Genomic DNA, 12646 nt, shown 5'->3' on the forward strand with positions numbered 1-12646 from the left:
CGAAACCTCACAAAATCAAGGACTTTTGAAAATAAAAGCCAAAACACTTGACAACGCCTATCTCACAATCGTATATTTGCAACCGATTTAAAATTTTAGATAAACAAATCTAAAAACTACACTCTAAAATCAACAATTCAAATATGAAATTATCACACTTCAATTTCAATTTACCGAAAGAACTTTTGGCTGAATTTCCAGCAGAAAACAGAGATGAATCTCGCTTAATGGTAATTGACCGTAAAAAAAACACTATCGAACATAAAATGTTTAAAGACGTGATCAACTATTTTGATGACGGAGACGTTTTAATTCTTAACAATACAAAAGTTTTCCCTGCGCGTTTGTATGGAAACAAAGAAAAAACTGGAGCTAGAATTGAGGTTTTCTTATTAAGAGAATTAAATTCAGAGCAACGTTTATGGGACGTTTTAGTAGATCCTGCTAGAAAAATCCGTATTGGTAACAAACTTTATTTTGGTGACGACGATTCGTTAGTTGCTGAGGTAATTGACAATACAACTTCTCGTGGTAGAACTTTACGTTTCTTATACGATGGTTCTTATGAAGAATTCAGAAACAAATTGACTGAACTTGGAGAAACTCCAATTCCTAAATACATCAACAGAGATGTTACGCCAGAAGATGCTGAAAGATACCAAACTATCTACGCAAAAGAAGAGGGAGCTGTAGCGGCACCAACTGCTGGTTTGCACTTCTCGAAACACCTTTTGAAAAAATTAGAAATCAAAGGAGTAAATTTTGCTGAGGTAACTTTACACGTAGGTTTAGGAACTTTTAATCCAGTTGAGGTTGAAGATTTATCTAAACACAAAATGGATTCTGAGGAATTAATCATTACACAAAAAGCTTGTGATATTGTAAACGAAGGAAAAGCAAAGAAAAAACGTATCTGTGCTGTAGGAACAACTTCTATGCGTGCAATCGAAAGTTCTGTTTCTTCTGCAAATACATTGAATCCTTACGAAGGATGGACAAATAAATTTATTTTTCCTCCTCACGATTTCAGTATTGCAAACTGTATGATTACCAATTTCCACACTCCAAAATCAACATTATTAATGATGATTTCTGCTTTCTGTGGACACGATTTAATGAAAAAAGCATACGAAGAAGCAATCAAAGAAGGATACAAATTCTATTCTTATGGAGATGCGATGTTAATTCTTTAATAGGAATTAATTTTTCAATATAAGAACCCGACAGTTTTTTAGAAGCTGTCGGGTTTTTTTATTTGTTTCAAGTTTCAAGTTTAAAGTTTGACGTTCGGTGCGAAATTTAAACGCAATCCCGATCGCTATCGGGAGCAAGGATTTTTTGCTCAGTATGTGTTTACCAGAAACAAAAGAACGCAAAGCTTTGCGAACTTAGCGTCTGTAAATGTTAGCCTTAATAAAAAAAGACTTTGCGAACTTTGCGTTAAAAAAACACACAAAGCATATCAACCTGAAACAAACCAAACAAAATTTGTTATTTTAGCAGGCAAAACAAAAACAAAATGACTTTTCAAAATACACGCGAATTTGCACGAGAGCTAGATTCGAAAGATGCATTAAACCATTATCAAGAGCAATTTATTTTTCCTAAAGTAAACGATAAACGAGTTATCTATTTTACAGGAAACTCATTAGGACTACAGCCAAAACGTACCAAAGCATACATTGACGAAGTAATGAATGATTGGGCAGAATTAGCTGTCGAGGGGCATTTTTATGCTGAAAAACCTTGGTGGGATTATCAGGAAAGATTTGCAGAACCATTGAGTAAGATTGTTGGAGCGCTTCCGTCAGAAGTTACCGTAATGAATACTTTGACAGTGAATCTTCATTTGTTGATGGTTTCTTTTTATCAGCCAAAAGGAAAACGTTACAAAATTATCTGCGAAGAAAAAGCTTTTCCGTCAGATCAGTATATGTTTCAAAGTCAGGTAAATTTTCACGGATACAAACCTGAAGATGCAATTGTAGAAATTAAACGCAGGGAAGGAGAACACAATATTCGTTTGGAAGATATTTTGGCAAAAATTGAAGAAGTTGGAGATGAACTGGCTTTAGTTTTAATTGGCGGAGTAAATTATTATACAGGACAAGTTTTTGATATTAAAACCATAACTGCTGCGGGACAAAAAGTTGGCGCAAAAGTGGGTTGGGATTTGGCACATGCTGCCGGAAATATCAAATTAGAACTTCATGATTGGAATGTAGATTTTGCTGCTTGGTGCAGTTATAAATATATGAATTCAGGTCCAGGAAATGCTTCTGGATGTTTTGTTCACGAAAAACATCACAATTCAGATTTACCAAGATTTGCAGGATGGTGGGGACACAACAAAGAGCGCCGTTTTAAAATGGAACCTACTTTTGATCCCGTTCACGGAGCCGACGGATGGCAAATTAGTAATCTTCCAGTTCTTTCTTTAGCGCCATATTTGGCTTCAGTAGAAATGTTTGCTGAGGTTGGAATGGATGCATTAATTGCAAAACGTGATCACATTACTTCATATTTGGAATTTATTCTTCACGAAATTGATAAAGAGGTAGAGAGTACTTTCGAAATCATTACACCAACAAATCCAGAAGAAAGAGCTTCGCAATTATCTGTTTTTCTTCACGGAGAAGGAAGAGCTTTATTCGACTATTTAATGAAAAATAGTGTCATTACAGATTGGCGTGAACCAAATGTAATTCGTCTGGCGCCAGTTCCATTATATTGTTCTTATGAAGATATGTATGATTTTGGACAGATTCTTAAAAAAGGAATCTTAGGAAAATAAGGTTTATCTAAAATAGTAACCGTACTGTTTGTCAAAAAAAACTTTGCGTCTTAGCGCCTTTGCGAGATTAATTTCATTCAGCTTGGGGAATAAACTCAGCGCGAAACAGACATCAATCTTCAAATGTTATAAACTTTCAAAAAAATTCTGTAACAACCGTTATAACAGATATTTCGTAATTTGTAGTGTATAATTTTAAAATTACAAGATCATGAAAGGCTTATATATTTTATTGACCGTGATATTTTTAACTTCTTGTCAACAACAAAATAAAGAAGATATAAATAAAGCCAAACAAGCCAGTATTGATTCAATGAAAGTTGAGATTAACAAACAGCGTGTTATCGATTCGATGAAGGCTGAAATGGCAAAATTAAATGAGGAAAAGATTGAAGCTCAGAAAGAAAAGGTTGTAGTAGTGCAGCAAAAAGATGGAACGGCGGCCACTACCACAACGACAACAACCAAAAAGAAGGGCTGGAGTGCAACTGCTAAAGGCGCTGTAATTGGTGCCGGAGTTGGAGCCGCAACTGGAGCAATTGTCAGTAAGAAAAAAGGAGAAGGTGCCATTATTGGTGGTTTAGCCGGAGCTGCAGTTGGTACAGGAACTGGAGCTGTTATTGATAGCAAAAATAAGAGGAACGAATAGTTTCCTATAAATAAAAACAAACCCCAAATTAGTGATAATTTGGGGTTTTCATTTTTAAACCAACTCTGAAACGGGAATTTTTATACCAACTAATTCTGATTTACAAGAATCGAGTTGATTTAAGTCTCCTTTAAAGGCTATTGTCGATTCAAATAAATTTTTATAATATTCAATTCCATCTAACAGATTAGATTTAAAAGTATTCCATTTTTTATGCTGAGCCGTTGTAAGTTCGCCAGAAACAGATTGAATTTCATTTCTAAAGTAACTAATATACATTTTAAGCTCTTTTATAAACAGGTTCGGACGATCGTTTGTTCTAATAATCGACTTCCCTTGATAGATATGCTGGATCATTTGTTTTAAAGAAACCTCCTGATCAAAATAAGCCAAGTTTGGCCCTGGGCAAATTACTACTCCTTGAGCTTGACCTTTTATTTTAATATCATTTTCCAGATAAGAAGCATTAGCCAAACCAACACAAAGACACGATTTTTCGGTGATTTTGATTTTATTTTTTTCAAATTCATCAGCAGATAGAGAAACTTTTTTTGCTTCTAGTTCTTCTAGTTTAATGTCCTGATATTTTTTTGAAGCCGTACAAATTCCGTGCGGATCGTATTCTTTGCTTAAAGCTAAAAATTTCTTTGGACAAGAACTTCCAGCTTTATTTTCCTGAATTCTTTTCTGTTTTAAAAATTCATTAGTTGTTCCTTTCAAAGTGTTGAATGGAACTCCTAAAGGGGAAATATTACTTAAATAAAAATCATCTTCTTTGGCATTCATTAATAAATTACGAGTTTCTTTATCGACAGAAGTAGCTTCGGGCACTAATAAAAATGGAGAACCCCAACCAACAGAATCAACATTATATTCGTCTAATAAAAACTCATGTTCTGCAGCAGTTCCAACACCACCTTGAACTGTAATTTTCAATTCTAAAGGATTTTCTGGAAAATGCTGATTTTTTGCCTGTAAAGCTTTAATCATTAAATCGTGGGCCGATTGTATTAATTGTTCTTTTTTTTGCTTGAATTCCTCTAAAATAGTGCCCAATAAGAGTCCGTCTGTTGCAAAAGCATGTCCTCCGCAGTTCAGCCCCGATTCGATTCGATATTCTGAAACCCAAAGTCCTTTTTTAGCTAAAAAATTTCCTTGAATCATTGCCGATCTGAAATCGCTTACTTTTAAAATGATTTTCTTTTTAAGTTCATTATTTTCATTTGGGAAAAAATCTTTGAAGTTTTCGAAATACCCAAATAATCTCGGATTCATTCCTGCAGAAAGTACCACAGAAGATTGTAAATTGCTATTTGCAAAACCCCTTAAAACCGCATGTGCATCATTAAACTCAATTGGAAGCTGTTCGTTTTTGATGAAATTATCTTTGTCTAATTTCGTCATAATATTGACGTCAATTTCTCCAGGAAAAAGGTGTGTTTCAATATAATTTTGAATATTCTCTTTAAAAGCGATTCCGTCATCCAGTAAATTCTGAAATCCTTTTTTAATATCAGAAGTATTCGGTAGCATTGACATGAAATTTTCTAAAGCTGTTTTGCTTTCCGCCAATTCTATTTTGAAATTTTCGAATTTCTCTTTTACAATTTTATCAACTAAATTTAAGTAAGAGGTAATTCTTTCAGCACGGTAGTCATGAAATTTTTGAGTAATTTCTTCGTAAGGAATATTGAATTTAGTGCTATAAAAATTACGCATCTTTTCAATCAGATCATCGTCAGCGAGAGCAATAACAGATGAAATTCCGTACTGTGCTACTCGTATAGGACTGTCAATGGTATAGGCAAGTCCCATTACCGGAATATGAAAAGTATGCAGATTATTTTTTGTCATTTGTATTCGGATTAAAATAGAAGCAAATGAAAAAAAATAAATTTTTCTAAAACCTGATAAATGTCAGGTTCGGCATTATGGAAAAGGTTTTTCAGTCACAAATTCACAAATTTTATTCTTTTGATTTGTGTAATTAGAATTAAATAGTCACAAAAAATTGAGCTAATTCGTGAATTGGTGGCAAAAAACTAAATCAAAATCTTCTTCAAAGACTCTGCAATACTTCTCCACAAAAGATTGTAGAATGATCTGTCTTGAAGCCGTTCTACTTCAACTTCTGCAGTTTTGGCTTTGTCTTTCGAATCGTTTTTGACTAATAAATTGGCAACAGCTGTTTTAAGTTTGGCTTCTTTTTCAGGATTTTTTTTCTTGTATAATTTTACTTTGAGATTATCGTAATCTAGAGAAGCATTTCCTTTTGATCCATTATCGTTTCCGTAGAAATTAAATCGGTATTTATTGAAAGTTCCAGTAAAAGTCGTATTGATATACGGTTTGGTAAATCTCGTCATTCCTCGAACATCAAAATTTGAAATTACGCCTTGAATATGAAATCCGTCACTTTTGTCCAGAACATTAAAACGCCAATCGACATCAAGAGGAGAATTTTTCATAAAAATACATTTGACTTTTATTTTTACATCATCCATTTTTTTTAAGCCAAAACCGCTTCGCAAATTAGTTGCCTGAAGATTGAACCTATCAAAAGTTAAAACTCCAGGGCCTTTGGCAACATCAAGTTCTTCTTCGTAAACTAATTTTGATTTCAAAACCTGAAGTGTGTCAATTTGCAGCGGAAATTTTAGATTTCGCAGTAAGTGATTGTACAGATATTTTTTGCTTGGATCGTCTTTTAGCATTTTTCCGCGATAAATATTGGCGTCAAAATGATTGATTACAAGCGAATTGGCTTTGAAATAAAAGCGATTATTTTTAAATCCCCAATCCATTTTTTCAACTTGAGCCGAATCAAATTTTAAATTGTAAATGTCTTTTTCTTTGTCGAGTCTTTTTATAAATTCATATCGTTCAAATTGAGGAAGATTAGAGAAATTATTGATTTTTAAAAAATTCTTTTCGGTACTTATTTTTCCAATATTGATATAATAGAAACTATTTGGCCTATAAAACAAACTGTCGCAAACTAGAGCATACTTTTCATATCGAATCGGAATTTTTTCTTTCAAAGTAGCATCAGTAATTAAAATGCCTTCTAGTTTTAAAAGGATTTTTTTAACGCTGAAAATGGGTTTTTCTGTATCTAGAGAAACAACATCAACAGATCCGTCGTTGAGGTAAATATTAGAAACTGCTATAATTTTTCGGAAGGGATCAATAATTTCTTTTTCAATGCTTTTACTGTTATTGATTAATTTTTCGCCTTTTTTGTATAAAATGACTCGTGGTTTATTAATAATGATACTCTCAGCTTGAATGATGTCACGAAAAGCCAAATCCCAAATGTTAAAGTGTTTTATGGTGATGGATTCGATTTTTGAAAAAAGCCCATTTTTACTGTCTTTAGGCTCGTTTTTCGGACTTACAAGCAAAGTTTGGGCATTAATATTTCTAGAAAAAAGAGAAACTTCAATTTTTTCATAATTGATATTGTATGCGGTTTTGTTTTTTTCGTGAATAATGATTGGAAGCTGTTTTTTTATCCAGTAATTCAACCCGATGTTGGCAAGAATTACAATAACTAGCAGAGAAATTACTACAATCGCTATTTTTTTATAGATTGACATTTATAGTATTAATTTTAAATACATAAATTTAGAGTTTTAAAGACGGCTGTCTCTTATAAGATTTTTTAGAAAAATTACATTATTACAAATTTCATCCTTTTTCAGAATATGAGAATAATTAAAAAAATCCTGCTGGCCTTATTGGTTCTTATAGTAATTCTTGCGATTGGTTTGTGCGCCTATATTTTTCATTTAAAGCCTAAGTACGAAGGTTTATTAGAATTAAAAAATCTTAATAAAGAAACAACAGTCTATTTTGATGATTTTGGAGTGCCTCATATTTATGCAGATTCTGAAAAAGATGCCATGACGGCACTTGGTTATGTGCATGCGCAAGAAAGATTGTGGCAAATGGAATTGTTACGCCGAATTGCGCCAGGACGTCTTTCTGAAATTTTTGGTGGAGTTGCGCTAAAGAATGATAAATTTTTTGCTGGAATCGGAATTGAAGAAGCTTCGGCGAAAGCCATTGCAAAATTGGATAAAAACAGCGAAAGCTATAAACTCACTCAAGCTTATCTGGACGGAATTAATCAATATCTCGAAGAAGGAGTAACTCCGATAGAATTTACTTTGGTTGGTGTAAAAAAACAGAAGTTTACCATAAAAGACGTTTATAATATTTTTGGTTATATGTCTTTTAGTTTTGCGATGGCTCAGAAAACAGATCCATTATTGACAGATATTAAAAATAAATACGGCGTTGCTTATTTGAAAGATTTAGGTATTGACGGAGAATTTAATACTACTAGAATTAAAATTTCAAAAGGGAAAAGTGAGGAATATACCGAGATTTCAAAATCTATAACCGCCATGTTGGATCAATCTCCGATTCCGCCATTTGTTGGAAGTAACAGCTGGGTTGTTGGTCCGCATAAATCAAAAACGGGAAAAGTTATTTTTGCCAATGATCCGCATATTGGGTTTTCGCAACCTGCAACTTGGTATGAAGCGCACATTGTAACGCCAAAACATGAATTATACGGCTGTTATTTGGCAGGAACTCCGTTTCCGCTTTTGGCTCACAACAGAGATTACGCTTACGGTTTAACGATGTTTGAAAATGATGACATCGATTTTTATCAGGAAAAAAACAAAGCAGGCGATGCTTCTCAATATCAGACACCTACAGGCTTCAGTAAATATGAAATCAGAAAAAAAACGATAAAAGTTAAAGATTCTTCAGATGTTGTTTTGGCAGTTAAAATTACGCGTCATGGTCCAGTTATGAATGATTTTATCGATCGTTTGGAAAAGAAAAATCCGATTGCAATGTCTTGGACATACACAAGAGAACCGATTCAGATTTTAGACGCGGCTTACGGTCTTTCTCACGCTAAAAACACTACTGATTTTAAAAAATCTGTGAGTTTAATTGCTGCGCCTGGATTGAATGTAATGTATGGCGATGCTAAAGGAAATGTGGCTTGGTGGGCGAGCGGGAAATTGTACCGACATAATGAAGGTGTTAATACACATTTAATTTTAGACGGTTCAAGCGGTAAAGATGATATTACCAAATTTTTAGATTTTGAAGAAAATCCATCAGCTGAAAACCCAGTTTGGGGATATGTGTATTCTGCGAATAATCAGCCGGAAGCTATAGATAATGGCTATTTATATCCAGGATATTATCTGCCAGAAGATCGCGCCAAAAGAATCTCAGGAATTTTAGATGCAAAATCTGATTGGGATAAGGAAGCTATCAGCAAAATGATTTATGACAATACTTCTGATGTTGCTGTTGAGGTAGTTAAAAATTTGATGGCAAATTTAGACAATAAATCGCTTTCGTATAATGAAAAAGAGGTTTTGGGAGTTTTAAAATCTTGGAAAGGAACAACAAATATTGAAGATGTTGCACCGACGATTTACAACAAATGGATTTATCTGTATTTGAAAAATACATTTGAGGATGAAATGGGCAAAGACAATTTCAATTTATTTTTAGGAATTTCTCTCGGGAAACAAGTCATTGCGAACCAAATAAAAAATGAAAATTCGGTTTGGTGGGATAATATCAAAACCAAAAATGTGAAAGAAACGAGAACAGACGTTGTTTCAAAATCATTTCACGATGCTGTTATTGCTTTGCAAAATCAGTTAGGAGAAAATATTTCAGAATGGAATTGGGGGAAAGTGCATACTGTAGAACACGAACATCCATTAGGAAAAGTCAAAGCACTTCGCGGATTGTTTAATGTTGGGCCTTTCAATTCTCCAGGTTCAAATGAAGTAATCAATAATTTATTCTTCGGATTTAATGATGAAGGAAAATATTACACCAAAGGCGGACCTTCAACAAGAAGAATTGTCGATTTTGCCGATGTAGAAAACAGCTGGAGCATTTTACCAACTGGACAATCTGGAAATCCTTTTAGCAAACATTACGATGATCAAGCTGAAATGTACAACGCAGGAAAGTTTAGAAAAATGAAACTGAACAAAGAGGAAATCGTAAAAGCATCTACAAAATTAGTTTTTAAACCGAAGAAATAGTTTTTGCTTTCAAAGTTTCAAGTTTTCAGGTTACAATCTTTGTCAAAGTTTCGAACTTTGACAAAGATAAGCGCAAAGAAAAAACTTAGAACCTAAGTATCTCAGAACCTTAGCATCTTATTTAGAAACATATTTCCCCTTCACAATATCATCAGCAAAAATGTTTAGATTATTAATAAGCACTTTATTATTGGTCATTACATTTTGGGACTGATAAGCGGTGTCTTTTTCGTAAGCTTTTAATAAAATTTCCAATTCAACTTCGTCAAAAACAACAAAACTATTGTAGATGGCATCTCTGAAATTTTTGTAATTGATACTTTGCGTAATTTCCATCGCTTTTTGTTCGTTCCAACCTTCTTTTGCTGAAGCTTCATTTATTTTAGATAAACAAAAATCAATCACATAATTTTTGTAGCGAGTTGCCTCAACAATTTTATCAATTATAATCTTGTTTTGCTGACTTGGCATCAGCGGCTGACTGTTTTGCGATAAAGATTTAGAAGAAATAAAAAGACATACCAATACAGCTAAGAAACTGTGATTTTTTAGATTTTTCATAGGTCATTCAGTTATTTTGGGTGAGCTAAAATAGCATTTAAAAAAAATAATTCACCGAATTTGGATGTCCCAAGTTGTAACAAAAAAAGCTCCGAAAAATAGATTTTATATCTACTTTTTCGGAGCCATTTATAAGAATTTAATCTACAATTATTTGCCTTTATTTTTTAGAAAGCTCTTCCAAAACTTTTTTCCCGCCTTCATTTGTAGGATCCAATTCAACAGATTTTTTATAGTTGACCATCGCTAATTTCTTGTCTCCATCAGCCAAATACGCTTCACCTAAACTATCATAAACATTTCCAGATTTTGGGAAAGCTTCTACATTGATTTTGAAAACTTCAATCGCTTCTTTCTTTTTTCCAGTTTGCAATAATTGATATCCAACTCTATTCATGTCACCTTCTTTAATGGCATAGGTTGGATCGTTTTTTAGCTTTTTGTAGGCTTCTGTTCCAGCCGTTGCACCTTTTTCATTATAAATATCTAATAAGTCAAGAGCCAATGATTTTTTGGGCTGATTAAAAGGCTGGTTGTATAAAATAGCGCGAATTGCTGTATTCATTTCTCCCAAAACAGTTCCGCCAGTGTTATTCAATAAAACAACAAGATTCTTGTCTTTAGGAATACGCGAAATAATAGTATTAAATCCGTTGATGCCACCACCGTGCTCCACAACAGTCAATTTATCGTTTCCGTTTGGCACTTCATAAGTTGACCATCCGTATCCGTAAAAACCATTCCAAGCTTTAATGTAAGGTTTAAATAAAGATTCCATTGATTTTTGAGAAAGCAATTTATTTGTATAAAGTGCCTGATCCCATAAATACAAATCTTCTACAGTAGAATACAAAGATCCAGCGGCGTACGGAATGCTCATGTCAAGATAAGGAGCGTTGACAATTTTCTTTCCTTCTTTTTCATAACCTGCAGCTCTATTTTTTATAATAACCTCGCTATGATCGTAACCAGTATTAACCATTTTTAGAGGTGTAAAAATCGTTTGTTGCAGATTCTGCTCATACGATTTGCCAGTAATTTTTTCGATAATATAGCCCAATAGAAAATAACCGGAATTGCTATAGTTGAACTTTTCACCCGGAGCAAAATCTAGCGGAAGACTAGAAAATGTTTTTACAAAAGCTTCTGGAGTATAAGGATTTCTGGCTTTTTCTTTTAAAAAATTTGGTGCATTGGTATAATTTGGAATTCCAGAGGTATGAGTCAATAAATGATGAATCGTAATTTTATTGCCATTTTCCTTTGGATAATCCGGAAGATAAGTAGTAATAGGAACATCTAGTTTGATTTTTCCTTCTTCTGCCAGTTTTACAATTAAGAGGGCAGTAAATTGTTTACTGATAGAACCCAATCTGAATTTGGTATCAGGCTGATTTGGAATATTCCATTCCATGTTGGCAGAGCCAAATCCTTTTTTAAAAATTACCTTTCCGTTTTCGGCTACTAAAGCAGAACCGTTAAATTGTCCGTATTCATTGTATTTGTTTAAAAGCTGTTCGATTTGCTGCGCTTTATCTTGAGCAAATGTGCTGAATGCCGTAAACTGGAAGGCAAAAAAAAGTGCAATAAGTTTGATTGATTTCTTCATAATGGATTGATTATGTTTTTTAAGATTGGTGAAAATGATTCGCTTTTTGATTGATGATTGAAACTTTGTAATAAAAAGATATTCAGTGTGTTAAATCAAAAATATGATTTTTTTACTGAATAAATAAATGTCCTAGAATTTTAGACGATTGATTTGCGATTTGGTTTCAATAAAAAGCAGTTTTTTTTATTTTTTTTAGAATATAAAAAATCAGAGCACAGACCAAAGCAACTTTTATCGCGGGTCTATGCTCATAACTAACAAATATTTTTAGGTAAATTAAGCCGTTAGAATTTTGCTTATATACAATAATACAAGGATAAATAATTTTAGCATAATGATTAAATTAAGTCTATTGCTTCGAGTTTACAGCAGAATGATCATAGCTTAAAGCTCGTTTTAATTTCCACTCATTATTTTCTAAAATCCACAAATGGGTAAATTTGGCTTTGCCTACAAGTTTTTCGTTTTTCTTTAATAAAGGTTCTCCTTTTGTGGCAGTAGTTTCATAAAACTGATGAATTCCAATTTGTATTGCGGCGTACAAAACACCTTTTTTGTATAAAGGATAAATCTCAGTGCTTCCTGCAACCAATTCTCTTCTTGACCGATACGTTTCTTGCGAACCGCATAATCCGTTTTTAAAACTTTTTAAAAAATCTGCTTTATTTGAAAACCCGTCTTTGTCATGATAAAATTCAAGTTCGTCACTAAATAAGTTTTCAAATTGTTTTATATCGCAAGTATTAAAACCGATGTCAAAGAGAAGACTGTCTTTTGCCATAATGGTTTTATACAAAATGGAATTTTTAGATTCTTGAGAAAACCCAAGTTGGGTTTGGATAAAGAAAATTCCAATTAAAAGAAATTTTAGCTTAATATTAGATTGATTAATTTTCATTTGTGATTGATTATTTGATTGATTCAACAAAAGT

Annotated in this window: 9 protein-coding genes; 4 read left to right on the forward strand and 5 right to left on the reverse strand. The window is 33.1% G+C overall.

Going from position 1 to position 12646, the window contains the following annotated elements; translation table 11 throughout:
* The first annotated feature begins 143 nt into the window (after window positions 1–143).
* The 3 genes from queA (at window position 144) to BLP44_RS20075 (ending at window position 3443) form a co-directional block, all read left to right on the forward strand.
* On the forward strand, window positions 144–1193 hold the full coding sequence (gene queA / locus BLP44_RS20060; RefSeq protein ID WP_008465005.1) for a tRNA preQ1(34) S-adenosylmethionine ribosyltransferase-isomerase QueA: 1050 nt from the start codon (window positions 144–146) through the stop codon (window positions 1191–1193).
* A gap of 326 nt (window positions 1194–1519) precedes the next feature.
* On the forward strand, window positions 1520–2794 hold the full coding sequence (kynU, locus tag BLP44_RS20070; RefSeq protein WP_091135545.1) for a kynureninase: 1275 nt from the start codon (window positions 1520–1522) through the stop codon (window positions 2792–2794).
* Between the two features lie 211 nt (window positions 2795–3005).
* Window positions 3006–3443 carry a YMGG-like glycine zipper-containing protein gene (locus BLP44_RS20075; protein WP_008465000.1) on the forward strand — a complete coding sequence of 146 codons (438 nt, stop codon included), beginning with the start codon at window positions 3006–3008 and terminating at the stop codon, window positions 3441–3443.
* A 54-nt stretch (window positions 3444–3497) separates the two neighbouring features.
* On the opposite strand, the gene BLP44_RS20080 is transcribed toward BLP44_RS20075, so the two are convergent.
* On the reverse strand, window positions 3498–5297 hold the full coding sequence (locus BLP44_RS20080; RefSeq protein ID WP_091135547.1) for a hypothetical protein: 1800 nt from the start codon (window positions 5295–5297) through the stop codon (window positions 3498–3500).
* Window positions 5298–5485: 188 nt separating this feature from the next.
* A complete protein-coding gene (locus BLP44_RS20085; RefSeq protein ID WP_091135551.1) occupies window positions 5486–7042 on the reverse strand; it encodes a hypothetical protein in 1557 nt (518 codons plus the stop codon).
* A 108-nt stretch (window positions 7043–7150) separates the two neighbouring features.
* Here BLP44_RS20085 and BLP44_RS20090 point away from each other — a divergent pair, with 108 nt between their 5' ends.
* On the forward strand, window positions 7151–9541 hold the full coding sequence (locus BLP44_RS20090) for a penicillin acylase family protein (protein WP_091135554.1): 2391 nt from the start codon (window positions 7151–7153) through the stop codon (window positions 9539–9541).
* Between the two features lie 117 nt (window positions 9542–9658).
* Here the strand turns inward: BLP44_RS20090 and BLP44_RS20095 are convergent, their stop codons facing one another.
* The 3 genes from BLP44_RS20095 to BLP44_RS20105 all read right to left on the reverse strand — a co-directional run bounded on the left by BLP44_RS20095 (window position 9659) and on the right by BLP44_RS20105 (window position 12612).
* The gene (locus BLP44_RS20095; RefSeq protein ID WP_091135558.1) at window positions 9659–10102 is read right to left on the reverse strand and encodes a hypothetical protein; all 444 of its coding nucleotides are present in this window, start codon (window positions 10100–10102) and stop codon (window positions 9659–9661) included.
* 160 nt (window positions 10103–10262) lie between these two features.
* Window positions 10263–11711 (reverse strand): serine hydrolase domain-containing protein, encoded by a 1449-nt coding sequence (locus BLP44_RS20100; protein WP_091135562.1) that lies wholly within the window; start codon window positions 11709–11711, stop codon window positions 10263–10265.
* Between the two features lie 352 nt (window positions 11712–12063).
* Window positions 12064–12612, reverse strand: a complete 549-nt coding sequence (locus BLP44_RS20105; protein WP_091135564.1) for a nuclear transport factor 2 family protein — start codon at window positions 12610–12612, stop codon at window positions 12064–12066.
* Window positions 12613–12646: the final 34 nt, after the last annotated feature.

The organism is Flavobacterium anhuiense (genome assembly GCF_900101855.1).
Taxonomy (GTDB): domain Bacteria; phylum Bacteroidota; class Bacteroidia; order Flavobacteriales; family Flavobacteriaceae; genus Flavobacterium; species Flavobacterium anhuiense.

Coding starts and splice junctions, on each gene's coding strand:
- BLP44_RS20075 (WP_008465000.1), top strand. CDS start 3,006: ATGAAAGGCTTATATATTTTATTGACCGTGATATTTTTAACTTCTTGT.
- BLP44_RS20100 (WP_091135562.1), bottom strand. CDS start 11,711: ATGAAGAAATCAATCAAACTTATTGCACTTTTTTTTGCCTTCCAGTTT.
- kynU (WP_091135545.1), top strand. CDS start 1,520: ATGACTTTTCAAAATACACGCGAATTTGCACGAGAGCTAGATTCGAAA.
- BLP44_RS20085 (WP_091135551.1), bottom strand. CDS start 7,042: ATGTCAATCTATAAAAAAATAGCGATTGTAGTAATTTCTCTGCTAGTT.
- BLP44_RS20105 (WP_091135564.1), bottom strand. CDS start 12,612: ATGAAAATTAATCAATCTAATATTAAGCTAAAATTTCTTTTAATTGGA.
- queA (WP_008465005.1), top strand. CDS start 144: ATGAAATTATCACACTTCAATTTCAATTTACCGAAAGAACTTTTGGCT.
- BLP44_RS20095 (WP_091135558.1), bottom strand. CDS start 10,102: ATGAAAAATCTAAAAAATCACAGTTTCTTAGCTGTATTGGTATGTCTT.
- BLP44_RS20090 (WP_091135554.1), top strand. CDS start 7,151: ATGAGAATAATTAAAAAAATCCTGCTGGCCTTATTGGTTCTTATAGTA.
- BLP44_RS20080 (WP_091135547.1), bottom strand. CDS start 5,297: ATGACAAAAAATAATCTGCATACTTTTCATATTCCGGTAATGGGACTT.